General features: G+C 62.8%; 22 protein-coding genes. 13 read left to right on the top strand and 9 right to left on the bottom strand.

Features of this window, described 5'->3' with window-relative positions:
* Positions 1–30 precede the first annotated feature (30 nt).
* The 6 genes from LB541_RS15795 to LB541_RS15820 all read left to right on the top strand — a co-directional run bounded on the left by LB541_RS15795 (position 31) and on the right by LB541_RS15820 (position 5,890).
* Positions 31–807, top strand: a complete 777-nt coding sequence (locus tag LB541_RS15795; RefSeq protein ID WP_224618908.1) for a glutamine amidotransferase — start codon at positions 31–33, stop codon at positions 805–807.
* Between the two features lie 27 nt (positions 808–834).
* On the top strand, positions 835–1,605 hold the full coding sequence (locus LB541_RS15800) for an ATP-binding cassette domain-containing protein (RefSeq protein ID WP_140517083.1): 771 nt from the start codon (positions 835–837) through the stop codon (positions 1,603–1,605).
* Positions 1,606–1,636: 31 nt separating this feature from the next.
* Positions 1,637–2,623 (top strand): autoinducer 2 ABC transporter substrate-binding protein, encoded by a 987-nt coding sequence (locus LB541_RS15805; protein WP_140495805.1) that lies wholly within the window; start codon positions 1,637–1,639, stop codon positions 2,621–2,623.
* Positions 2,624–2,691: 68 nt separating this feature from the next.
* Complete coding sequence (locus LB541_RS15810; protein ID WP_224618909.1) at positions 2,692–3,618, top strand: ABC transporter permease; 927 nt, start codon at positions 2,692–2,694, stop codon at positions 3,616–3,618.
* Positions 3,615–4,571, top strand: coding sequence for an ABC transporter permease (locus LB541_RS15815; RefSeq protein WP_224618910.1), 957 nt, complete (start codon positions 3,615–3,617; stop codon positions 4,569–4,571). Before LB541_RS15810 ends, LB541_RS15815 begins: the two co-directional genes overlap by 4 nt.
* Before the next feature lie 2 nt (positions 4,572–4,573).
* Positions 4,574–5,890 carry a M20 family metallopeptidase gene (locus LB541_RS15820; protein ID WP_140521014.1) on the top strand — a complete coding sequence of 439 codons (1,317 nt, stop codon included), beginning with the start codon at positions 4,574–4,576 and terminating at the stop codon, positions 5,888–5,890.
* Positions 5,891–5,972: 82 nt separating this feature from the next.
* Here LB541_RS15820 and LB541_RS15825 read toward each other — a convergent pair whose 3' ends face one another.
* From LB541_RS15825 to LB541_RS15855, 7 genes are all read right to left on the bottom strand, one after another.
* A complete protein-coding gene (locus LB541_RS15825; RefSeq protein ID WP_224618911.1) occupies positions 5,973–6,851 on the bottom strand; it encodes an SMP-30/gluconolactonase/LRE family protein in 879 nt (292 codons plus the stop codon).
* A gap of 41 nt (positions 6,852–6,892) precedes the next feature.
* Complete coding sequence (locus LB541_RS15830; protein ID WP_140521016.1) at positions 6,893–7,855, bottom strand: 3-keto-5-aminohexanoate cleavage protein; 963 nt, start codon at positions 7,853–7,855, stop codon at positions 6,893–6,895.
* A complete protein-coding gene (locus tag LB541_RS15835) occupies positions 7,852–8,799 on the bottom strand; it encodes a 3-hydroxyacyl-CoA dehydrogenase (protein WP_140517092.1) in 948 nt (315 codons plus the stop codon). Before LB541_RS15835 ends, LB541_RS15830 begins: the two co-directional genes overlap by 4 nt.
* A 10-nt stretch (positions 8,800–8,809) precedes the next feature.
* Positions 8,810–9,616: an SDR family oxidoreductase gene (locus LB541_RS15840; RefSeq protein ID WP_140495799.1), complete on the bottom strand. Its 807-nt coding sequence runs from the start codon at positions 9,614–9,616 to the stop codon at positions 8,810–8,812.
* 13 nt (positions 9,617–9,629) lie between these two features.
* Positions 9,630–11,696 (bottom strand): ABC transporter permease, encoded by a 2,067-nt coding sequence (locus LB541_RS15845; protein WP_224618912.1) that lies wholly within the window; start codon positions 11,694–11,696, stop codon positions 9,630–9,632.
* Complete coding sequence (locus tag LB541_RS15850) at positions 11,693–13,234, bottom strand: sugar ABC transporter ATP-binding protein (RefSeq protein ID WP_140517290.1); 1,542 nt, start codon at positions 13,232–13,234, stop codon at positions 11,693–11,695. Before LB541_RS15850 ends, LB541_RS15845 begins: the two co-directional genes overlap by 4 nt.
* Positions 13,235–13,309: 75 nt before the next feature.
* Positions 13,310–14,437, bottom strand: a complete 1,128-nt coding sequence (locus LB541_RS15855) for a sugar ABC transporter substrate-binding protein (protein WP_140517096.1) — start codon at positions 14,435–14,437, stop codon at positions 13,310–13,312.
* Positions 14,438–14,652: 215 nt separating this feature from the next.
* Here LB541_RS15855 and LB541_RS15860 point away from each other — a divergent pair, with 215 nt between their 5' ends.
* From LB541_RS15860 to LB541_RS15890, 7 genes are all read left to right on the top strand, one after another.
* On the top strand, positions 14,653–15,333 hold the full coding sequence (locus tag LB541_RS15860; RefSeq protein ID WP_140495796.1) for a GntR family transcriptional regulator: 681 nt from the start codon (positions 14,653–14,655) through the stop codon (positions 15,331–15,333).
* A gap of 285 nt (positions 15,334–15,618) precedes the next feature.
* Complete coding sequence (coxB, locus tag LB541_RS15865) at positions 15,619–16,503, top strand: cytochrome c oxidase subunit II (protein ID WP_140521021.1); 885 nt, start codon at positions 15,619–15,621, stop codon at positions 16,501–16,503.
* Positions 16,504–16,524: 21 nt separating this feature from the next.
* Positions 16,525–18,294 (top strand): cytochrome c oxidase subunit I, encoded by a 1,770-nt coding sequence (gene ctaD / locus LB541_RS15870; RefSeq protein ID WP_140495794.1) that lies wholly within the window; start codon positions 16,525–16,527, stop codon positions 18,292–18,294.
* The gene (locus tag LB541_RS15875; RefSeq protein WP_140495793.1) at positions 18,291–18,995 is read left to right on the top strand and encodes a cytochrome c oxidase subunit 3; all 705 of its coding nucleotides are present in this window, start codon (positions 18,291–18,293) and stop codon (positions 18,993–18,995) included. The genes ctaD and LB541_RS15875 overlap by 4 nt, the downstream gene beginning before the upstream one ends.
* Before the next feature lie 13 nt (positions 18,996–19,008).
* Positions 19,009–19,728: a heme-copper oxidase subunit III family protein gene (locus tag LB541_RS15880; protein WP_224618913.1), complete on the top strand. Its 720-nt coding sequence runs from the start codon at positions 19,009–19,011 to the stop codon at positions 19,726–19,728.
* Between the two features lie 9 nt (positions 19,729–19,737).
* The gene (locus LB541_RS15885; protein WP_140495791.1) at positions 19,738–20,136 is read left to right on the top strand and encodes a cytochrome C oxidase subunit IV family protein; all 399 of its coding nucleotides are present in this window, start codon (positions 19,738–19,740) and stop codon (positions 20,134–20,136) included.
* Between the two features lie 190 nt (positions 20,137–20,326).
* Complete coding sequence (locus LB541_RS15890) at positions 20,327–20,800, top strand: aminoacyl-tRNA deacylase (RefSeq protein WP_140495790.1); 474 nt, start codon at positions 20,327–20,329, stop codon at positions 20,798–20,800.
* Positions 20,801–20,859: 59 nt separating this feature from the next.
* On the opposite strand, the gene LB541_RS15895 is transcribed toward LB541_RS15890, so the two are convergent.
* Complete coding sequence (locus tag LB541_RS15895; protein WP_140495789.1) at positions 20,860–21,681, bottom strand: DUF2189 domain-containing protein; 822 nt, start codon at positions 21,679–21,681, stop codon at positions 20,860–20,862.
* A gap of 312 nt (positions 21,682–21,993) precedes the next feature.
* The gene (locus LB541_RS15900; RefSeq protein WP_140521023.1) at positions 21,994–22,929 is read right to left on the bottom strand and encodes a heme o synthase; all 936 of its coding nucleotides are present in this window, start codon (positions 22,927–22,929) and stop codon (positions 21,994–21,996) included.
* Positions 22,930–22,995: the final 66 nt, after the last annotated feature.

The raw sequence follows: 22,995 nt of genomic DNA on the forward strand, positions 1-22,995 counted from the left end.
AACTTACGGGAACCCAGGAGAGTATTGGTCATGGCGAAAACAAGAGTGCTTCTGGTCGGCGAGAGCTGGATGAGTTCGGCGACCCACTACAAGGGGTTCGATCAGTTCGGCAGCGTCACCTTTCACCTGGGCGCGACGCCGCTGGTCGATGCCTTGAAGAGCAGCGAATTCGACCTCGACTACATGCCGGCCCATGAAGCCGTCGAAAAGCTGCCTTTCACCACGGAGGGCCTGTCGCAATACAAGGCCATCATCCTCTCCGACATCGGCGCGAACTCGCTGCTGCTTCACCCCGATGTCTGGCTGCACGGCAAGACAGTGCCCAACCGGCTCAAGCTTCTGCGCGACTGGACGCAGGCCGGTGGTGGCATGGTCATGATCGGCGGCTATTTCTCTTTCCAGGGCATCGACGGCAAGGCGCGCTGGCACCGCACGGCCGTCGAGGAGGCGCTGCCGGTAACCTGCCTCCCCAATGACGACCGGCTCGAGATTCCCGAAGGGTTCCGGCCTGAAATCACCGGTCCCAAGGATCACCCGATCTTTGCCGGCATCGAAGGCGAATGGCCGCTGCTGCTCGGCGCCAACGAGGTCGTCGCTCGCGATCGCGATGACGTCGAAATCCTCGCACGGTTGCCGCAGGATCACGGCGGTCATCCGCTGCTGGTCACCGGCCGCCATGGCCAGGGCCGCACGCTGGCCTGGACGTCGGATATCGGCCCGCATTGGCTGCCCAACAGCTTCGTGGAATGGCCGGGCTATGCGCGTCTTTGGACCAACGTGCTGCGCTGGGTCAGCAAGGCCGTCTAGCCGACCAGCAACCGCCGGGGAACCGCCATGACAGAACCGTTTCTTGTCGCCAGAAATATCGCCAAGCGTTTCGGCGCTCTGACCGCGCTTGCCAATGTCGACCTGGAGATCCGCTCTGGCGAGGTGCTGGCGCTTCTCGGCGACAACGGCGCCGGCAAATCCACCTTCATCAAGATCCTGGCGGGCGCCCATCCGCCCAGCGATGGAAAGCTTCTCATCGAGGGCAATCCGGTGGCTTTCTCCTCGCCCAAGGATGCGGCGTCGTCGGGGATCGCGACGATCTTTCAGGAACTGGCGCTCTCGGAAAACCTGTCGATTGCCGAAAACGTCTTTCTCGGCCGCGAATTGAAACGCTCCATTTTGGGTATTCCCTTCCTGAAGCGCAAGGAAATGCGCCAGCGCGTCGACGGCCTGCTGAAAGAGCTCGACGCGCATATTTCCGATCCGGAAGCACCCGTCGGCAGCCTGTCCGGCGGTCAGCGCCAAGCCGTGGCCATCTGCCGGGCCCTCAATCTGAATGCCAGGCTGGTCATCATGGACGAGCCGACGGCGGCCCTTGCCGTCGCCGAAACCCGCAAGGTTCTGGCACTGACGCGGCGGCTTGCCGCGCGCGGTTGTGCCGTCGTCCTCATCAGCCACAACATTTCCGAAGTGTTCGAGGTCGCCGACCGCATCGTGGTGTTCCGGCGCGGCCGCAAGGTGGCCGAACGGCTGGCGGCCGAGACCAATCACGAGGAAGTCGTTTCGCTCATAACAGGCGCTCATCCCGACGTGCGGGCGCTTGAAAAATCAAACTGAAATGCACGTCCATTCCAGAGAGGATAAACCAATGCTTTCTCAACTCAAAAAAGCGCTCGCCGTTTCCGTGCTGTCACTCGTGGTCGCCACGGCGGCGCATGCCGCCGACAAGCCCAAGGTCGCCTTCGTCCCGCAATTGATCGGCATACCCTATTTCAATGCCATGGAAGCCGGCGGCAATCGCGCCGCGAAGGACCTGGGCGTCGATTTCATCTATTCCGGCCCCGTCGACACCAACCCGGTCGATCAGTTGCAGATCGTGCAGAACCTGATCGACCAGGGTGTCCAGGCGATCTCGGTCAGCGTGCTGGATGCGTCCAGCATCGCGCCCGTCGTCGAGAGCGCCAAGGCCAAGGGCATCAAGCTTTTCACCAGCGACAGCGATGCACCCGACAGCGGCCGTGCCGTCTATGTGGCGCAGGCGACCGACGAAGGGCTCGGCACGACGATCATCGATGAGTTGGTGAAGCGCGTCGGCGAGGACGCCACGATCGGCATCGTCTCCGGCGAGGCGACGGCGTCCAATCTCAACGCCTGGATCGGCTTCATGCAGAAAGAGGCCACCGCCAAATATCCGAAGCTGAAACTGCTGGCTCCGCAATTCGCCGGCGGCACGGCCGAGCGCGCCGCGCAGATATCAGGCGATCTCATGGCCGCCAATCCCGACATCAAGGCCATCATCGCCGTCGCATCCTCGACCTGCCCGGGCGTCGCCCAGGCCATCGAAACCGCCGGTAAGATCGGCTCCGTCATCGGCACGGGCTATTGCAGCCCGAACACGGCGCGATCCTACCTGAAGAGCGGCGCCTTCGGCTTCACCGTGCTGTGGGATCCCGAACAGCTGGGCTATCTCACGGTCTGGGCCGGCAAGCAGTTGATCGACGGCAAGAGCTTCGAAGCGGAAAACAAGATCGCCGGCCTCGAAAAGCCCGCCACCTATGATGCCGCCAAGGGCATCCTGCTGCTCGGACCGCCGGCGGTCTTCACGAAGGACAATGTCGACAAGTTCAACTTCTGAGCCTTGGGATGAACACGGTGCGACAGTTTGGAAACGGCGTTTTGGCCATGAACGGGCGGGAGTGGTCCTTGCTTGCCGCCTGTCTCCTGGCGATCGTCATCTTTTCTGTCGCATCGCCCCACTACGCGATGCCAGGCAATGCGGCGACCGTCCTGCGCAACAGCGTCGAACTGCTGCTGATCGGCCTTGGCATGACCTTGCTGCTGGCCATGGGCGGCATCGACGTCTCGATCGGCATCGTCATGGGTCTGGCGGCAATAGCGATCGGCCGTGTGCTCGGCGCCGAGGGCAATCCGCTGCTGGCGCTCATCGCTGGCCCTGCGGTCGGTGCGCTGCTCGGCTGCGTGACGGCCACCGTCGTCGTCCTCGGTCGCGTTCCGGCAATCGTGGGAACGCTCGGCCTGCTTGGCGTCTACCGCACCGCCGTCTTTGTCCTTCTCGGCGGGCAGTGGCTCTCGGGCCTGCCCTCGAGCCTCACCAATCTTCTGGCAACCACCGTACTCGGCATTCCAGTCCCAGCCATCGTCATTGCCATCGCCTATCTGGTCGTCTGGCTGGCGTTGCGGCGAACCCCCTACGGGCCGCACCTGCTGGCGATCGGCAATTCCGAGGAAAAGGCCCGGCTGTCCGGAATCCCCGTGGTCAAGGTACGCTTCATGACCTTCGTCATCAGTGGCGTCCTGACTGGCATTGCCGCCACGTTTTACGTCGCCACCTACCGCAATGTGGAGATGACGATCGGCAGCACGCTGGCGCTCGATGCGATCGCCGCGGTCATTCTCGGCGGCACGAGCATATTGGGCGGCAGATGCAGCTTGATCGGCACGGTCTTCGGCGTACTGCTTCTGAGAATTCTCCAGAATGGATTGCTCCTGATCGGCGTCCCCTCGCTTTGGCAGCCTGTGGTTACCGGCGTTCTCATCATCGGCGTGCTTGGCTTCGAAGCTGTCTCCAACCGGCTGCCGCTTGCCCAATTCCTGCGAGCCCGCGCATGAACAGGATCCGGAACCTGCAGGGCCCCGCCCTCACTTTGGCTCTGCTGTGCGGCCTCTGGCTGGTCGTTATTGTCGGCCTGCTGGCGCTCAAGCCCTCGGTCTTCAATCTTGGCACCGTCACCACGATTTTGCAATTTTCGACGATCCTGGCCCTGGTCGGCCTTGGACAGGCGCTGGTCGTCCTGGCCGGGGGCGCGGGCATCGACCTGTCCGTTGGCGGCGCCGTTTCGCTCTCGGCGATCGTTGCCATGCTTTCCCTGAAGCTGGGGTTGCCACCCCTTCTGTTGCCGGTCGTCTGCATCCTGGCTGGCGCTGTGCTCGGCGCCTTGAACGGATGGCTGGTGAACGGGCTCGCCCTTCTCCCCTTCATCGCGACGCTGGGAACATTCTTCGTCTATTCCGGCCTGGCGCTTGCCGCCACCGGCGGTGCGGCCCAGTCCGGCGTGCCCGCCTGGCTGCTCGTTTGGGGGCGCGGTGCGATCATGGGCATCCCCGTCCCTTTCCTTACGCTCGCCGTCCCCTGCTTCGCGCTTGCCGCTCTCGTGCTGCTCTCGACGGCCTGGGGACGCTGGATCTACGCCATGGGCTTCAATGAACGCTCGGCCAAACTGGTCGGCATTCCGGTCGATCGCGTGCGCTTCATCCTTTATGTGCTGAGCGGCGCGCTTGCCGGTGCTGCCGGCCTCGTCTCTCTCGCCTGGCTCGGCAGCGGCAGGCCCAATATCGGCCAGAACCTCGAACTGGAATCGCTGACCGCGGCCATGCTGGGAGGCATCGTCATCACCGGCGGACGCGGTGGCGTCGGCGGCGTGTTCGCGGCCGTCCTGCTGCTGGTCACGCTGAAGACCGGCCTTCTGCAATTGAACATCAACACGGTCTGGCAGGTGGGGATTGTCGGCGCCCTTCTGGTTTTCGTCCTTCTCGCCGACCGACTTTCCCAACGTTGGAGATAACAATGCCTTCCATGGAAGAGACCATCGCCGCGCGCGTCGAGGCAGCCGCCGAGCGCATCGTCAAGACGCTGAGCGATCTCGTCGCCTTCCCCTCGATCGTGAAATCGAATCCGAAGGAGGCCGGCCCGGGCGAGCGCGATTGCCAGCTCTACCTGCAAAAGCGCCTTGAGGCGCTCGGCTTCTCGACCGATCTCTGGGATCCGGACGGCCCGGCACTCTACGAAAAATACAAGGGACGTGCCGGCGCCAACAAGGGCAGGACGTTCGAGGGCCGGCCCAATCTCGGCGGCGTTTTGAAAGGCACCGGCGGCGGGCGGTCCATCATGCTGACCGGCCATATCGACGTCGTGCCGCCGGGCGCCGCCGGGCACTGGACCACCGATCCCTTCCAGCCTGTCCTGAAGGATGGATTCCTGCACGGTCGCGGCACGGTCGACATGAAGGGCGGCGTCGCCTGCATGCTGATGGCGGTCGAAATCCTGAAGGAACTCGACGTTTCCCTCTCCGGCGACGTCGTCTTCACCACCGTCGTCGACGAGGAAATCGGCGGCATGGGGTCGCTCGCCATGGTTGATCGCGGCTTTCGCGCCGACGCCGGCATCATGACGGAACCGACGGCGAACAGGATCGCACCGCTTTGTCACGGCATTCTGTGGGGCAAGATCATCATCGACGGCATAGGCGGCCATGCCGAACTGACGCCGAACGCCTGGTATTCGAGCGGCCCGGTCGACGCCGTCCAGCTTTGCCGGCAGATCCTCGACGGCATCGACATCCTCAACCGGCGCTGGATGTTCGATCCCAGGAAGAACCACCCGCTGATGGACCTGCCCAACCAGATCATCGTCACCCAGATCAATGCCGGCGAACATCCATCCTCCATGGCAGGACGCGGCGAGATCATCATCGACGCACAGTATCTGCCGAGCGAGCATGACGAGTTCAGGCTGGGCGGCAATGTCAAACGCGAAATCGAAGAGCACATCGCCAATGTCTGCCAGGCGGATCCTTATCTGCGAAAGCACCCTGCCCGTGTCGAATGGATCCTCGATGCCGATTGCGCCGAGATCCCGTCGGACAACCCCTTTGTCGGCCTGTTCCAGGAGGCCGTCAAAGCAGCCGACCTGTCGCCGGCCCTAAGCGGCTTCGGCGCACACAGCGACATCGGCCTGCCGACCGGCCTGGGCAACACCCCGACCGTCAACTTCGGTCCCGGTGACCCGGCACAGGCGCATCAGCCGAACGAGCGCGTTTCGGTGCGCGATCTCGTCGACTGCACGAAGGCCATCGCCTTAGCGGTGGAGAAATGGTGCCGGTAGTCTTAGCCTAACTGACTGCGAGCGGGATGACGGCAAGAGAGCTTGGGGAAAAAATCCGGGGGAGCGGCTAAGAGGCCGCCCGTCAGCCACCAAACCTCGGCTCGGGAACTCCGGTCACGCCAAGGCCGGTGATGGCGAACAGGCTGCCGCGCAGCACGCCATCGCCGGGAAAACGCGGCAGCGGCGGCTTGGCCATCGAGGTTACGTAGAGCGTGTCGAGCCTCGGTCCACCGAACATGGCGCTGGTGATCTTCTTCACCGGCATGTCGATGATACGGTCTATGCTGCCGTCCGGCGCGTAGCGCACCAGGCGGCCGTCATAGACCAGCGCATTCCACAGACAGCCTTCGGCATCGACGGTCGAGCCGTCGGCGGCACCACCGCGGCTGGTATCGACGCGAACGAAGGTGCGGCGGTTGCTGGCCGTACCGGTCTCGATGTCGTAATCATAGGCCCAGATCTCGCCGGTCCAGGTGTCGGCGAAATAGAAGGTGCGGTCGTCGGGGCTCCAGCATGGACCGTTGGAGCAGATGATGCCGGAATCGATCCTGGTGACGGAGAAATCCGGATCGAGCCTGTAAAGGCCGCCGGACGGCCCCTCTTCCATCGTGTCCATCGAGCCGGCGAAGAAGCGGCCGCGCCGGTCGACCTTGCCGTCGTTGAGACGGTTCATTGGCTTGTCCGGCTCCGGATCGTGGATCCGCGTCACCTCGCCGGTGGCGAAATCGAGCAGATGGAAACCGCGCTGCAACGAGACGACAGCGCCGCCGCCATCCTTGCGCAGCGCCATCGAGCCGATTTTCATCGGCACGTCCCAGCAACGGATCTCGCGCCCGTCGGCGGTCGCGCGGAAGACGCGCCCGTCGAAACTGTCGATCCAGTAGAGACGCTCCTGCTCGACGTCCCAGAGCGGTCCCTCGCCCAGCGTGGTCTTTACGTCCACCACGACTTCGATCCTCATGCCGTCCTCCTCTTTGTTGGCTCGCGCAGCGATTGGCTGTGTCAGAAAGCGACCTTGTCGCCGCCTTTCAGCGAAAGGATCTCGCGCGCTTCGTCCGGCGTCGCCACCTCCATGCCGAGCCCCTCGATGATCTTGCGCGCCAGCACGACCTGCTCGGCATTCGACTTGGCAAGCTTGCCCCTGCCGGCCCACAGGCTGTCCTCCAGCCCGACGCGGATGTTGCCGCCGAGTGCTGCCGATTGCGCGGCGATGCGCAACTGGCTGGCGCCGGCGCCGAGCACCGACCAGCGGAACTGGTCGCCGAACAGCCGGTCCGCCGTGCGCTTCATATGCGCGACATCCTCCGGATGCGTGCCGATGCCGCCAAGCAGGCCGAACACCGACTGCACGAAGAAGGGCGGCTTCACCAATCCGCGGTCGGCGAAATGGGCGAGATTGTAGAGATGGGCAATGTCGTAGCACTCGAACTCGAAGCGCGTGCCGTTGTCGTAGCAGGTGGCAAGGATGTACTCGATATCCTTGAACGAGTTGCGGAAGACGAGGTCGCGCGTCGCTTCCAGATGCGGCTTTTCCCAGTCGAACTTGAAGGTCTCGTATTTGTCGGCGAGGTGATAGAGCCCGAAATTGATCGAGCCCATATTGAGCGAGGCTACCTCCGGCTTGAACTGGGCGGCCGGGCGCACCCGCTCCTCGACCTTCATATAGGGGCTGCCGCCGGTGGTGATGTTGATGGCGGCATTGGTGCCTTGCTTGACGCGTGGCAGGAAACGGGCAAAGGCCTCCGGCGTCTGGTCGGGCTTGCCGGTCTCCGGATCGCGGGCATGCAGATGCAGGATCGCGGCGCCGGCTTCCGCGGCGGCGATCGCCTCCGAGGCGATCTGGTCCGGCGTGATCGGCAAATAGGGCGACATGGTCGGCGTGTGGATCGCCCCCGTCACCGCGCAGGTGATGATGACCTTGCCCCTGGCCGCCGTGGCGCCGGGCTTGCGGCTGGTTTCTTTCATTGTCCGAACTCCTGATCCGATTTCTTCTTGTGCGCCGCCAGCGCCATCAGCCGGCGATCGCGCCATACCTGCCGATCGCCCAGTTTCTCCCTGGGCAAGCGCCTGCTACGCTCGGCCTCGACGGTTTCCATCACCTCGCCCGCCCAGTCGACGCGACGCAGCATCTGCGGGAAAATATTGGAATAGATGCCCTGGTAGCGCTCGGCATAGTCGCGCACGCCGCCCGGCGCGTTGAGATCGATGGTCTCGAAGGGCCCCATGAACGACCAGCGCAGCGCCAGCCCGTCGCGGATGCCGATATCGACGTCCTCGACGCTGGCATAGCCGTCGGCGACAAGCCGGAAAGCTTCCTCGAGCAGCGCCCCTTGCAGCCGGTTCATGATGAAGCCGTCGAGCTCGCGCTTCATCACCAGCGGCGCGTGGCCGGCATCGAGGAGGAAGGCGCGCGTCCTTTCGAGCGTCTCGGCGGACGTCCACGGCGCCGGCACCACCTCCGCCGCCGGAATGAGGTAGGGCGGGTTGATCGGATGCACGACCAGGCAGCGGTGCCGCCCCGGGAGATGATCGGTGAATTTCGACGGCAGCAGCGCCGAGGTGGAGCTGGCGATCACCGCCTGCGGATCAGAGAGGGAATCGATCCGCGAAAACACCTCGCGCTTCACTTCGAGATTTTCCGGTGTGTTCTCCTGGATATGCACGGCGCCGGCCAGAGCCGCGTCCAAGTCTCCCATGACGACGATGCGCTCGAGCACCGCGTGCGCGGTCTGTCCGCGCAGCAGATCATTCGAAGCGAGATCGCCGAGCACGCCTTCTATGTAGTCGCGCGCGCCGCCTGCCGCGACCGGCGACTGGTCCCACATGCGCACATCATGGCCGGCGCGCGCGAAGCTGATCGCCCATGCCCGTCCGATGAACCCGCTTCCGACAATTGCAACCCTGGCCATGGCTTGCTCCTCAAAGCGTTTCGACGTTGCCGTCGACGCCGAGCGACTGGCCTGAAATGTTGATGCCCGCGTCGGACAGCAGGAATGCGACCATCGAAGCCACGTCGTACGGGCTGGTCATGCGGCGCAACGAGATGTTCTGCAAATAGCGTTCGGTCATCTCCTGATGGCTGATGCCGACCTGTTTGGCGCGTGCCGAGATAACGCTCTCGATGCGCGGCCCCTCTATGATGCCCGGCAGGATGGCGTTGACCCTGATCCCGTGCGGCCCAAGCTCCTTGGCAAGGCTCTGCGTGAAGCCGATGACGCCGAATTTGGCCGCCGAATAGGGCGTGCGGAACGCATAGCCGTGGCGGCCGGCCGCCGACGACATCGAGACGATCGAACCGCCGCCGGCCCCCTTGATGAGCGGCACGGCGCGCCGTGCGCACAGGAACTGGCCGGTCAGGCCGATGTCGAGACAGCGCCTCCAGTCGGCCGGATCGATTTCGTCGACGCCGCCGGTCGGCCCGGCGATGCCGGCATTGTTGATCAGTGCGTCGAGGCCGCCGAGTTTCTCCTCCACCGCCTCGAACAGCCGGTCGACATCGTCGTCGCGCGACACGTCGGCCTTGACCGCTGCGACGAGCGCCATCTTCTTGGGGGCGGCCGCCAGGGCTTCGTCGGACACATCGCAGACGACGATGCGCGCACCGAGCCGCGACAGCGTTTCGGCAATGGCGAAGCCAATGCCGCCGGCGCCCGCCGTGACCAGGACACGTTGCCCTTTGAGCCCCGCCAGGAATTCGTCGGGCGATTTGGGTGCGCTCGTGCTCATGATTCCATTCCCTTCATTGTATGCGTCTTTCGCGCAGCGCCATGACGGCGCCGAGCACCACCAGCCCGAACAGGATCGCCCGTGTGGCGTAGGGCAGCGTCGTGCCGGCCAGAAGCATCTGCAGCGCCGTCAAAAGCAGCACGCCGCCGAGCATACCGAGATAGTGGCCGCGCCCGCCGGTGATCAGCGCACCGCCGACCACGACAACGGCGATGGATGGCAGGAGATAGTCGTCACCCATGCCAAGGCTGGCCTGGCCTGAAAAGCCGGTTAGCATGACGCCGACGATCGCCGCACACAATGCCGACAGCATGTAGACGAAAATCAGCGTCCGTCCGACGGCGATGCCCGAGAGCTGGGCCGCGCGCAGGCTGTTGCCGATGCCGTAGACCTTGCGGCCGAAGGCGGTACGGCCGAGCAGCAGCACCGCAAAGACCACGAAGACGATCATGAATGGCACGACCGGCGTCACCACCCATATCTTGCCGGTCATGAACCAGCGCAGCATCGGCGAGGAGAAGCCGGCCGGCGTGCCTTGCGAATAGAGAAGCGCGAAGCCTTGCAGGATGCCGTTGGTGGCGAGCGTCATGACGATCGGCGAGATGCCGAGGAAAACAATGCCGACGCCGTTCGCCAATCCGATAAGACAGGCGATGGCCAGCACCACCGGCAGCGCATAAACGAGTGCCGCGTCCGATCCGTTGACCATGCCGGCAAGAAGGATGCCCGACAAGCCGATCGTCCACGGCACCGACAAGTCGAGCCCGCCGGTGAGGATGACGCCGCCCTGCCCGAGCGCAAGCACGGCAAGGAAACTCGACAGCACGAACAACGAGTTCCAGTAGGTGGGATTGAAGATGGCCCGGCCGAGCCAGATCTGGGTGACGATCATGACGGCGGCCAGGCAGACGTAAGCCGGCAGCGCGTAGCGCAGCGTCTCGGCATTGCGCATGCGAAAGCCGGGTGCCTGTCCCGGAACGGCGGGCTTGTGGGCGATGCGCAGCCTGCGGTCGGTGGGGTCGAGTTGCGACGGCAGCATGCCGGCGCGCCATGCGGCGAACCGCGCGCGCAAGGCGCGGACCTGGTAGGCAAGCACGGAGCCATGCGACAGCGAGCCCGCGAGCACGGCAAGGATGAGGATGGTGCCCTCGGCGATGGTCGAATAATAGGCCGAAACGTTGAGCACGAGCAGGACGTTGACGACCATCATCAGGATATAGGCGCCGAAGACGGTGCCGAACGGACCACCCTGCCCGCCGCCGAGCCGCGTGCCGCCGACCACGACGGCGGCGAACATCGACAGCAGCAGCGGATTGCCGACGAGCGGATCGCCGCTGCCGGTCTGGGCGCTGATGAACACACCGGCAAGCCCGTAGCAGCCGCCGGCGATGACATAGACGAGGAAGCGCACGAGAGCGACGCGCACGCCGACCGCGGCAGCGGCGTCCGGATCGCTGCCGACCGCGTAGAGCGCCGTGCCGAACCGCGTGCCCTTCAGCCAGAACCATGCCAGCAGGACCACGCCGATGACGACCAACGGCATGGGCAACCAGCCTGGGATCGCGTCGCCGAGATAGAAGGCGCCGAGATCGGGCGAGACGAAGCCGCCGGGCTTGTCCATGACCAGCAGTGTGATGCCTTGCAAGATGAACATGGTCGACAGCGTGACGACGATGGGCTGCATGCGCAGCACCGCGATGAAGAAGCCGTTGAACGCCCCGACGAGCATGCCGACGCCAATGCCGGCCAGCGTCCACAGCCAGACGTTCGTTCCGGTCGCCATCGGATCCATCGACGTGGCCAGCACCACATTGACCAGCGAAACCACGGCGCCCGCCGACAGGTCGAAGCCGCCGGACAGGATGACGATGGTCTGGCCCATCGCCGCCAGCGCCGAGGTGGCGCCGCCGCTCGACAGGAACGAGATATCGAAATAGGTGAGCCGCCCGGCGCTGATCAGGTCGACGACGACGAGCAGCACTGCAAAGACGATCGCCGCGATAATAGCGCCGCGATGCCGCGCCAGGAGGCGCACCAGGGATCCGGCCTGCCCGGTTGCCGTCGAACCGACCGCGCTCACTGTGCTGCCTCCAGCATATTGCCGCCATGTCCCAGCGCCGGCCGCATGATCGCGCTCTCGGTGATCTCGCCGCCGGCGAGTTCGGCCACCAGCCGTCCGTCATAGAGGACGAGCACGCGGTCGCATTGATGGACGAGTTCGGGAATCTCGGTCGAATGCAGCAGGATCGAGCCGCCGGCCGCCACATAGTCGCGCATCATCACGTAAAGCTCGTGCTTGGTGCCCACATCGATGCCGCGGGTCGGGTCGAAGAGCAGCAGGATGCGGCTTTCGGCAACCAGCCATTTGGCGATGGCGATCTTCTGCTGGTTGCCGCCGGAAAAGGCGCCGGCCCTTGTCCACAGCGCACGCTTGTCCACCTCGACCGTCGAGAAGGCCGCCTGCACGGCGCGTGCTTCCTCCTCCTCGCGGATCAAGCCGAGCCGGGTGAAGCGGCCGACCACCGGCAGCGATGCATTCTGCCGGCCCGACAATTTCAGGAACAGGCCTTCGGTCTTGCGATCCTCCGGCACCAGCCCGATCGCCATGTTGGGCCTCAGCGCATCGGCCGGCGAGCCGAGCCACACTTTGCGGCCGTCGACCATGACGTGGCCGCGTTCGATCTCGGCCATGCCGAAGCAGGCGAGGAACAGGTCTAGCTGGCCCATGCCCTGAAGTCCGGCGATGCCGAGGATTTCGCCCCTGCGCAAATCGAAACTGGCGCCGTCGAGTTTTCTGCCCGCCTTGAGGTCGCGCACGCCGAGCACCGGCGGACCGAAGACGGCCGCGCCCTCGGGCTTTGGCGGAAAGGTCTGCGCGAGGGCGCGGCCGATGATCTTCTCGATCACATCCTCATCCGAGATGTCGGCCACCGGTGCGGTGATGATGTGGCGGCCATTCCGAAGGATGGTCAAGGTATCGCAGAAGGCCCGCACCTCACGCATGCGGTGGGTGATGAACACGACCGTCGTTCCGGCGGCCTTGAGCCGCGCGATGATTGTTCCCAGCCATTCGACGTCGCCGCCCGAAAGCGTCGAGGTCGGCTCGTCCAGCAACAGGATGCGCGGCTTGCGGTAGACGGCGCGCGCGATCTCGATCTTCTGGCGGACCGCGAGATCGAGCGTCGCAACCTCGGCGTCGAGATCGACCGAAAAACCGAGATCGGCAATGTGCCGGCCGACTGCCTTGCGCGCGGCCGACCGCCTGATCAATCCGGTCGGGCCGGATGGCGCATAGGGCAGCAGCATATTGTCGAGAACGCTGAGGTCGCGGACCAGCGTCATCTCCTGGAACGCCGTCTGCACCCCGCGGTCGTGCGCGGCGCGCGGCGAACCGAGCGCGGCCGGCGCGCCAAGGATGCTGATCTGGCCCTGATCGGGCCGCACCAGTCCCGATAGGAGCTTGACCAGCGTCGACTTGCCGGCGCCGTTCTCACCCAGCAAAGCGTGCACGCTGCCAGGCGAGATCGCGAAGGAGACGTCGTCAAGCGCGACCGTCGCGCCAAACGCCTTGCGTATGCCGTTGACGGCAATAGCCGGCACATGCGTTGTTGAAGTCATCATTCCCGGTTCCGGCATGCCATGCTTGCGGGCGCGTGGAGCCCACAGTGCCCCACGCGCACGGATTGCTGAAGCCTACTCCTCGGGCTGGCCGACGAGCGCCGCGTTGAGGCCGATCTCGGGCGTCTGGTCGGAGAAGATCGACGCGAACCAGCCGGGGTTGGAAACCAGCGACGGTTTGAAGGTGTTGCATCCGGCCTTCATTTCGGCCCAGGTGCCCTCGTTGCAAAGCTTGCTCGTCTCGTTGGTGACGATCGGCAGCGGCAGGATTGTCGCTTTCGGCACATCCTTGCCCTCGATCGCCTCGATGGCGAGCTTCAAGGCGAGCGCGCCGGAATAGGGCGGCGAGGCATAAGAAATGCGCGGCGCGCCGAGCGGTGCATAGGGAGAAGCAGCACCCTCGACCTCCGTCCCTTCCGGCAGCATCTGGATGCGGCCGCCATTGGAGCCTTCGCCGGCGCAAGGCAGAAGCTGGCTGGCCTTCCTGCCCGCCTCGAGCTGCATCGAATTGGCGGTGAAGCAGCCCACCTGCATCCACAGCCCGTTAATGTCGTCCCAGTTGCGCGTGGCCAGAATCTTGGAGAGTTCGGTGCGTGCCACCGCCTGGCTCCACATGCCGACCGCTTCGCCGACGATCTTGATGTCGGGATATTTGGCGAACACCGCCTTGGCGGCTTTCGTGCGCAGCTCGTCGACCGAGGTGCCGGGAACGCCGGTCACGGCGATGATGTTGCCCTTGCCGTTGAGCTTCTTGGCCAGCCATTCGGCTGTCACCCTGCCAGCCTCCTCCTGGTCGATATGGACATTGTAAGCGCAGGGCTCGGTGATCTCGGCGTCGTAGGCGAAGACCTTGACCCCCTTTTCGCAAGCATTCTTGACCACTTGGTTCAGCGCCGTCGGCGAGATCGGATAGATCACGATCGCCTCCGCTCCCGCCTGCACCATGGCGTTGATCTGCTGGATCTGGCGCTGCGCGTTCGGTCCGGCCACCTGGACCTGCAGGTCGATCTTGTCGACCATGCTCTTGTGCGCGGCCATCGCCTTGACCATGTTCGCCGCCTCGGCCTGCCAGTCATTGCCGATGAAGCTCATGCTGAGAAAAATCTTGTGTTTTTCGGCGGCCTCGGCCGCGGAGATGCCAAAAGCACAGGCAGCCATGCCTGCCAGCAGCGCAAGCCGCCGGGCTTTCAATCCGATACCCATATGAAACTCCTCCCGATCCGAACGATCGGATGCCTCCCAAGGGCACGAGACGTGACCTTGCCATCCGATATCGGCAACCGTATCACCATTTGATCAAAGATCAATGATGAAATATGCTCGCGGCGAAGCGACGGCCGGGCGCTTGACGCCGCAGCCGGAAGCCTGCATTCCGGATAGGGGTTATGGCGCAGCTTGCGCGGGAAGGTTGAGGGGAGATGGCTGGAGCGGCGTTCAGAAAGCCGGGTGTCGAGATCGCGCCCCTGTCCAAGGAGACCTTGCAGGACAGGGTCTATCGCCATGTCACCGAATTGATCCTCGACGGCAGCATCGTGCCGGGCGAGATGGTAACGGTGCAAAGCCTTGCCGATGCTTTCGGCGTCAGTCCGATGCCGGTCAGGGAGGCCCTGCGGCGGCTGACCGCCGCCAACGCGCTGATGGTGGTTTCAGGCCGCTCGATCGGCATTCCCGCACTCAGCCGCACACGCCTCGTCGATCTGAGAAACGTCCGCTTCGAGATCGAAGCGATCGCCGCCGCATGGGCGGCCGAGCGTATGGACGACCAAGCTATCGCCCGGCTGCGCCAGCATCTGGACGCGCTCGAACAGGCCAATGCGGCGGGAGACGTCAAGTCCTATCTGCGCGCCAACTACGCCTTTCATTTCTCCATCTACCGGGCGGCCGGCTCCGAGAACATTCTCAACATCATCGAGAACTTGTGGCTGCAGATCAGTCCTTATTTCAACATGCTGCACGATTCCGGAAACTATTCGACCGCCAATGCGCACCATCAGGAGATGTTCGCTGCGTTGCGCGACCGGGATGCGGAAGCGGTCAAGGCCGCGGTCCGCGCCGACATCGACGCCGCCTTCGACGTTCTGGTCGGCCTGCTGAAATAGCACAAACGAAACTTCGTCGGCGCGAAGATCGAAATCCGGGCTGCCGGCCGGGCTTGGCACACCCCACCGTCGACTTCGCCCAAACGATCCGGCGCAGGCGCATCAGCCGGACGAACGCGTCCCCGTGTGTGATGGACGGCTCCTCTCGAAGGGTTGGCGCAGGCAAGGCGGGATTTTTCCCGTCAAGACAGTCGGCTCTAGAATTGCGACCCCAAATCAAGCTATGATGCACTTGGCATTTCCGGAGACGGCTTCGCGCCCCTGGAATGCCGGGAGGAACGGGACATGGCCTTCGCGCTTGTACTCGTTTTGATAGTTGTGGGCTCGGTGCTGTTCCACCTCCTGAGCCCATGGTGGTGGACGCCGATTGCCTCGAACTGGGACTATATCGACAACACCATCATCATAACTTTCTGGATCACCGGCGTCGTCTTTGCCGCCGTGGTTTTGTTCATGGCCTATTGCGTCTTCCGCTTCCGTCATCGGGAAGGCAATCAGGCGGCGTATGAACCGGAGAACAGGCGTCTCGAATCCTGGCTGACGGTTGTCACCGCGGTCGGCGTAACGGCTTTGCTGGTTCCCGGCCTGTTCGTCTGGAACCGGTTCGTCAACGTTCCGAGCGACGCAACCGTGGTCGAAGTTGTCGGCCAGCAATGGCAATGGAGTTTCCGCCTGCCCGGCAAGGACGGCAAGCTCGGCACGTCCGACACCCGCGGCGTCACCGCTGACAATCCGTTGGGCGTGATCACCAGCGATTCCAATGGCCAGGACGATGTCGTGGTCGAAGCGGCCGATCTGCATCTGCCGGTTGGCAAGCCGGTCAAGATGTTGCTTCGCTCGATCGACGTGCTGCATGATTTCTATGTGCCGGAATTCCGCGCCAAAATGGACATGATCCCGGGCTCGGTCACCTACTTCTGGTTCACCCCAACGAAAACCGGAACCTTCCAGGTCCTGTGCGCTGAACTCTGCGGCCAAGGACATCCGATGATGCACGGTGTGGTGATGGTCGATACGCAGGAGGATTATCTGGCGTGGCTTGGCCAGCAACAGACGTTTGCGCAATTGTCGGCGCCCCAGCAGACGGGCTCGGCAAGCCAGGCGCCGGGTCCAACGACGGTGTCAAGTTCGAGGATCGCAGCAAAGCTCGAAACCGTCGGGTCTCGCTAAAAAGGACACGGAGGTGTTCCTATGGTCGATATTACCCCTGCAGATGCCATCCCGCCGGCCGAAGTCGCGGAAGTCGAACTGTATCATCCGCACAGTTGGTGGACGAAATACGTCTTCTCGCAGGACGCCAAGGTCATTGCCATCCAGTATTCGGCGACGGCAACGGGAATTGGCCTGGTCGCCCTGGTGCTGTCCTGGCTGATGCGGCTGCAACTCGGCTTTCCCGGCACCTTCGACTTCATCACGCCTGAAGCCTACTACCAGTTCATCACCATGCACGGCATGATCATGGTGATCTATCTGCTCACGGCGCTCTTCCTCGGCGGTTTCGGCAACTACCTGATCCCATTGATGGTGGGGGCTCGCGACATGGTCTTTCCCTATGTCAACATGCTGAGCTACTGGATCTACCTGCTTGCCGTGCTGGTTTTGGTGTCGAGCTTCTTTGCGCCTGGCGGACCGACGGGGGCCGGCTGGACGCTGTACCCGCCGCAGGCAATCATGACCGGCACACCGGGGGGCCAGGACTGGGGCATCATCCTGATGCTCGTCTCACTGATCCTGTTCATCATCGGCTTCACCATGGGCGGGCTGAACTATGTCGTGACGGTGTTGCAGGGCCGCACGCGCGGCATGACGCTGATGCGTCTGCCGCTGACTGTCTGGGGCATCTTTACCGCGACCGTCATGGCTCTGCTCGCCTTCCCGGCGCTATTCGTCGCCTGTGTGATGATGCTGCTTGATCGGACGCTCGGCACCAGCTTCTTCATGCCGGCGATCGTCGAAATGGGCGAGCAATTACAGCATAATGGCGGCAGCCCGATCCTGTTTCAGCATCTGTTCTGGTTCTTCGGCCATCCCGAAGTCTACATCGTGGCCCTTCCGGCCTTCGGCATCGTGTCGGACCTGATCAGCACCCATGCGCGCAAGAACATCTTTGGCTATCGCATGATGGTCTGGGCCATCGTCGGCATCGGTGCGCTGAGCTTCGTCGTCTGGGCGCACCACATGTATGTCAGCGGCATGCATCCCTATTTCGGTTTCTTCTTCGCCACCACGACATTGATCATCGCGGTTCCGACCGCCATCAAGGTCTACAATTGGGTGCTGACGTTGTGGCGCGGCGACATCCACCTCACCATACCGATGCTATTTGCCCTGGCTTTCATCGTCACCTTCGTCAATGGCGGGTTGACCGGGCTGTTCCTTGGCAATGTCGTGGTCGACGTCCCGCTGTCGGACACGATGTTCGTCGTTGCCCATTTCCATATGGTCATGGGGGTCGCGCCGATCATCGTGATCTTCGGTGCGATCTACCACTGGTATCCGAAGGTCACCGGCAGGATGCTGAACGAGGCGCTGGGCCGGTTCCATTTCTGGGTCACCTTCCTCGGCGCCTACCTGATTTTCTTTCCCATGCACTACCTCGGACTGATGGGCGTGCCCAGGCGTTACAATGAACTGACCGATATGACGGTGATGACAGAATCGGCCCACCATCTGAACTCGTTCATCAGCATCATGGCGTTCATCGTCGGCTTTGCCCAGATTGTGTTCCTGTTCAATCTGATCTGGAGCATCCGTCATGGCCGCGAGGCCGGCGGCAACCCGTGGCGGGCCACGACCCTCGAATGGCAGACGCCGCAAACACCACCGGCCCATGGCAATTTCGGCAAAGACCTACCGATCGTCTATCGCTGGGCCTATGACTACAGCGTACCGGGCGCCAAGGAGGACTTTATCCCGCAAAACGTACCGGGCTCCTTCGGTCCCTCCAAGGAGCCGGCATGAGCGTTATTCTGGTCTTCATGCTCGTGATCGCCGGTTTTGCCGGATGGTGGCTTTCCCACCAGCGGCTGATGACCAAGCCATGGCTCGAGCAAGGTATGGCCGGGGATTTTGTTGGTATGGAAGGATCGGCGCTACCGACCGCCAAGATCGGCCTCGGCGTCTTCCTGGCGGTCGTCGGCTGTCTGTTCGCGCTGATCACCAGCGCCTACTTCATGCGCATGGCGCTGTCGGACTGGCAGGCGCTGCCGCTGCCGCGGCTGCTCTGGTTCAACACCGGCATGCTGGTCCTCAGCAGCATTGCGCTGCAATGCGCCTCGCTCGCGGCGCGTAAGGGTCAAATGGACATGGTTAAGCTCGGCCTTGCCACCGCCGGGTTTACGGCGCTCTCCTTCCTGATTGGACAGTTTATGGCCTGGCGCGAGCTGTCTGCCGATGGCTACTTTCTGGCTTCCAATCCGGCCAACAGTTTCTTCTACCTGCTTACCGGAATGCATGGCCTGCACATACTGGGCGGACTGGTGGGCCTGGGCAGAACAACCGTCGGCGCTTGGAACGGGGCAAGGCCGGCGCGGCTTCGCCTCAGCGTCGAGCTGTGCGCCATGTATTGGCATTTCCTGCTTTTCGTCTGGCTTGCCATCTTCGCGCTTCTGGCCGGCTGGGCCGCGACTTTCATCGATATTTGCCGGGGGTTACTGACGTAGGAGGAACGGGCGGATGGCAGAGACACTCACGCACATCGCTCAGACAGAGCCGCGGCCCGCAGGCTGGCAAGGCATCGCCGCCGACTGGTCCTCGGATCAGCGGGCGTTCAAGAACGTGTCATGGGGCAAGGCCATGATGTGGATCTTCCTGCTCAGCGACACCTTCATCTTCGGCTGCTTTCTGCTCTCCTATATGACCGCGCGCATTTCGACACGCGTGCCGTGGCCCAATCCCAGCGAGGTCTTTGCGCTTCGTATCGGCGGCTCGGATATTCCGCTGATCCTTATTGCCATCATGACTTTCGTGCTGATCTCAAGCAGCGGAACCATGGCCATGGCGGTCAATTTCGGCTATCGCCGCGACCGCCGCAAAACGGCAATCCTGATGCTTCTGACCGCAGTACTCGGTGCGACCTTTGTCGGTATGCAAGCCTTCGAATGGACCAAGCTGATCACCGAAGGCGTGCGGCCCTGGGGCAATCCCTGGGGCGCTGCCCAGTTCGGGTCAACCTTTTTCATGATCACCGGCTTCCACGGCACGCATGTGACAATCGGGGTGATCTTCCTGATCATCGTGGCGCGAAAGGTGTGGCGTGGAGATTTTGACTTTGGGCGGCCCGGCTTCTTTACCAGCCGCAGGGGCCGCTACGAGAACGTCGAGATCATGGGACTCTACTGGCATTTCGTCGACCTGGTCTGGGTCTTCATTTTCGCGTTCTTCTATCTTTGGTGAGAGGCAGATATGGCTGAAGCAACCGCAAACGGCCTCGGGCAACACACGCTGCACGCTACTCATGACGCGGCGACGACCGGCGCCCCCCCGGCAGAAGTTCATCAGGAGCACCCGATCAAGCTTTATCTGGTGGTCTGGGCATGGCTGTTCATTCTCAGCACCTGCTCCTATCTGATCGATTATTTCGGTCTGCACGGCTATCTCAGATGGTCGCTGATCCTGATCTTCATGATCCTCAAGGCAGGGCTCATCGTCGCCATTTTCATGCACATGGCCTGGGAACGGCTGGCGCTGACATACGCAATCATCCTGCCGCCCGTGCTGGTGTTGGTATTCGTGGCGATGATGGTCTTTGAAGCGGATTACACGCTTCTCACCCGGATGGCGTTTTTCGGGGCTGGGCCCTGACGCCAAATCGGAGTTCAGACCTTGTCGATGGCCGATCAGGGATTCCGACGATGCTGCGGGCGGTCCGGTGCCGCCACCCTCGCCTTGAAACAATCGACGGTTGGGCCATCTTTATTCATACCGAAACGACGGAAGCGAAATGATTGCCGCGTTTTGACCTGCGTCGCGAACTCAGCAAGGGACGCCCAAAATGACAATCGCAAACAAACTGAAGGACTATATCGACCGGAAAGGGATTTCCTACGATACTGTCGCGCATCATCGCACGGCCACAAGCAGGCAGGCCGCCATAGCCGCGCACGTGCCCGGCAGCATAATGGCCAAATCGGTGCTCGTTCACCACGATCTGGGTTATGCGCTGGCCGTGGTCCCCAGCACACATAGGATCGAGCTCGGCGCGTTGCAGAAGGTCATGGACAAGAATCTTGGACTCGCCACCGAAGATGAAGCGGTTTCGCTCTTTGGCGATTGCGATACCGGCGCCATTCCGCCGATCGGCGCGGCCTACGATGTGCCGGTAGTCCTTGACGAAAGCCTTGGCGGTGCCGCCGATATCTATTTCGAGGGCGGCGATCACAGGACGCTGGTGCGTGTCAGCGGCAAGGATTTCCGTAACCTGACTATGGGCGCCCACCAGGCCCGCTTCAGCCATCCGGCTTACTGAAGCCGGAAAGGGCTCTGATCAACCTGCACGCACCGGTCCTTGCCGGCGCGGCAGGGAGTTCATCGAGGCGCCGGTCCGGCCGTCGGCGGCGGTTCCACGACCTTGCGGTAGACATGCCAGGTAGCGTGACCGAGGATCGGCAGCACGATCGCCAACCCCGCGAATACTGGCAGCGTGCCGATGATCAGGGCGACGGCGACAATCAGGCCCCATACCGCCATCACGATCGGGTTCGCCAGCACCACGCGCACCGAGGTGTGGATGGCTTCATAGGCGCCGACATCTCGCTCGAGCAACAACGGGAAGGCGACGACCGTCGTGCACAGCACGATCGCAGCGAAGACGAAGCCGATGGCGTGCCCCAGGATGATGAGCGTCCAGCCGCGTCCTGTGGCGAATATGTCATTGATGAAGCTGGAGAAGGATTGCGGTGGGGCGGGGCCGAACAGGTGTTGGTAAAACGCCTGCGCAGTCAAAAGCCAGGCGATGAAGATTGCAAGCAGCATGATCGCAACCGCGGCGATGGCTGGCAGCGCCGGAGAATTCCTGACCTCGAAGGCGGCCCTCCATGAGGCGTCTAGCCCGGCTTCCCGTCGCCGGCTGATCTCATAGAGGCCGATTGCGGCGAATGGACCAATTAGCGCAAATCCGGACACGAGCGGAAACAACAATGGGAGCGTGTTATTGCCTGATGTCCAGACTGCAAGCACGACCCCCGCAAGCGGGTAGATCAGGCAGAGAAAAATGATGTGCGACGGTTTGACCATGAAATCGTCGACGCCGCGCCTGAGCGCATCGAAAAGGTCGGTGACACCGATCTTGCGAATTCTGGTGTGCTCCAGCGTCTCGCTGGCGCCTGCTATGACGTGAAAGCTTGCCATGACCATTCCTCCAGACAGGTCTGGTAAGGCCGCGGTTTCACGGTGCTGCCGTTCTGCATGACTGGCCACGCAAACCGCGACCTGCACCAGGATCAATATACTCTCATGCGAGCGACTTGTCGCGCTTTGTAAGAAGGTTGGGTAAGAAGGCCCGGTCGCCTGGCTAGCTCTGGACGCCTTTCTTCGATATTCTCCTCAAGTCGAAGGTGAAGGGTCATGGACGGAAGGACAGTTCTCATACTCGGCCTTGGCGTCGTTGTTCTGCTGCTGCTGGGTTTTTGCGCACTGCCGACGTAATGTTTTGCGCCGGCGTCAACGGCCGGCTGATGCGATCGTACGCATTACAGTAGTGTCGGCAAGTAACGTTGCAAAGATCGCGAACAGGTAGAAAATCGAATAAGAAAACAACGCCTTTGCTTGCTTCATCTCCTTGTCGGGGATGGTGAGCACCTTGCAGGCGCGCCAGACGAATCCCGCACCCAAGACGGTCGAGACAGTCCCGTAATATCCGCTCGCGAATCCAAAGGCCCAGGGAAGCACGCCGATTGGCGCCAGAACCAGCGAATAGGCCAAGATTTGCTTTCTGGTCGAGGGTTGGCCAGCCACGTTCGGCATCATGGGGACGCCCGCCGCGGCGTACTCTCCGACCTTGAACAGGGCTAGCGCCCAGAAATGCGGTGGTGTCCAGAGGAAAATGATCAGGAACAGAATGATGCTTTCAATGCCGATGGCGCCGGTGGCAGCAGCCCACCCGATCACCGGAGGAAGAGCGCCTGCCGCGCCACCTATGACGATGTTCTGCGGTGTCGAGCGTTTCAGCCAGATCGTATAGATGACGACGTAGAAGAAGATGGTGAATGCCAGCAGCGATGCGGCAAGCCACCCCACCAGCACGCCGAGCACCGTCACCGAAAGTGCGGAAAGCACCAGACCGAAGCCGAGGGCTTCGCCTGGCGCGACGCGGCCCGACGGGATTGGCCGCTTGGACGTGCGAGACATCAACGCATCTATGTCCGCGTCGTACCACATGTTGAGCGCCCCGGCCGCGCCTGCTCCCATCGCAATCGCACTGATGGCGATCACCGCGATGACCGGATTCGTCGGGCCAGGCGCCGTCATTAGGCCCACGAAAGCAGTGAATACGGCAAGCGCCATGACCCGCGGTTTTAAAAGCGCGAAGAAATCACCCGCCGTCGCTTCCGGAAGGCGGATGACGATATCCTTGAGGCGGCTTTCCCTAGTCGACATCTCAGACCGATGGAAGCAAGAAACCTAGGCCATGATCCCGAACCGAAGGCACGCGTGAGCGAAATT

The sequence above is a fragment of the Mesorhizobium sp. BR1-1-15 genome (assembly GCF_020165475.1).
GTDB lineage: Bacteria > Pseudomonadota > Alphaproteobacteria > Rhizobiales > Rhizobiaceae > Mesorhizobium.

What these genes read in the sequence shown, in the direction of transcription:
- coxB (WP_140521021.1), top strand. Translation starts at nt 15,619, where the DNA reads ATGGCCTTCGCGCTTGTACTCGTTTTGATAGTTGTGGGCTCGGTGCTG.
- LB541_RS15795 (WP_224618908.1), top strand. Translation starts at nt 31, where the DNA reads ATGGCGAAAACAAGAGTGCTTCTGGTCGGCGAGAGCTGGATGAGTTCG.
- LB541_RS15860 (WP_140495796.1), top strand. Translation starts at nt 14,653, where the DNA reads ATGGCTGGAGCGGCGTTCAGAAAGCCGGGTGTCGAGATCGCGCCCCTG.
- LB541_RS15875 (WP_140495793.1), top strand. Translation starts at nt 18,291, where the DNA reads ATGAGCGTTATTCTGGTCTTCATGCTCGTGATCGCCGGTTTTGCCGGA.
- ctaD (WP_140495794.1), top strand. Translation starts at nt 16,525, where the DNA reads ATGGTCGATATTACCCCTGCAGATGCCATCCCGCCGGCCGAAGTCGCG.
- LB541_RS15840 (WP_140495799.1), bottom strand. Translation starts at nt 9,616, where the DNA reads ATGAGCACGAGCGCACCCAAATCGCCCGACGAATTCCTGGCGGGGCTC.
- LB541_RS15850 (WP_140517290.1), bottom strand. Translation starts at nt 13,234, where the DNA reads ATGACTTCAACAACGCATGTGCCGGCTATTGCCGTCAACGGCATACGC.
- LB541_RS15800 (WP_140517083.1), top strand. Translation starts at nt 835, where the DNA reads ATGACAGAACCGTTTCTTGTCGCCAGAAATATCGCCAAGCGTTTCGGC.
- LB541_RS15890 (WP_140495790.1), top strand. Translation starts at nt 20,327, where the DNA reads ATGACAATCGCAAACAAACTGAAGGACTATATCGACCGGAAAGGGATT.
- LB541_RS15835 (WP_140517092.1), bottom strand. Translation starts at nt 8,799, where the DNA reads ATGGCCAGGGTTGCAATTGTCGGAAGCGGGTTCATCGGACGGGCATGG.
- LB541_RS15805 (WP_140495805.1), top strand. Translation starts at nt 1,637, where the DNA reads ATGCTTTCTCAACTCAAAAAAGCGCTCGCCGTTTCCGTGCTGTCACTC.
- LB541_RS15815 (WP_224618910.1), top strand. Translation starts at nt 3,615, where the DNA reads ATGAACAGGATCCGGAACCTGCAGGGCCCCGCCCTCACTTTGGCTCTG.
- LB541_RS15830 (WP_140521016.1), bottom strand. Translation starts at nt 7,855, where the DNA reads ATGAAAGAAACCAGCCGCAAGCCCGGCGCCACGGCGGCCAGGGGCAAG.
- LB541_RS15825 (WP_224618911.1), bottom strand. Translation starts at nt 6,851, where the DNA reads ATGAGGATCGAAGTCGTGGTGGACGTAAAGACCACGCTGGGCGAGGGA.
- LB541_RS15885 (WP_140495791.1), top strand. Translation starts at nt 19,738, where the DNA reads ATGGCTGAAGCAACCGCAAACGGCCTCGGGCAACACACGCTGCACGCT.
- LB541_RS15880 (WP_224618913.1), top strand. Translation starts at nt 19,009, where the DNA reads ATGGCAGAGACACTCACGCACATCGCTCAGACAGAGCCGCGGCCCGCA.
- LB541_RS15820 (WP_140521014.1), top strand. Translation starts at nt 4,574, where the DNA reads ATGCCTTCCATGGAAGAGACCATCGCCGCGCGCGTCGAGGCAGCCGCC.
- LB541_RS15900 (WP_140521023.1), bottom strand. Translation starts at nt 22,929, where the DNA reads ATGTCGACTAGGGAAAGCCGCCTCAAGGATATCGTCATCCGCCTTCCG.
- LB541_RS15855 (WP_140517096.1), bottom strand. Translation starts at nt 14,437, where the DNA reads ATGGGTATCGGATTGAAAGCCCGGCGGCTTGCGCTGCTGGCAGGCATG.
- LB541_RS15895 (WP_140495789.1), bottom strand. Translation starts at nt 21,681, where the DNA reads ATGGCAAGCTTTCACGTCATAGCAGGCGCCAGCGAGACGCTGGAGCAC.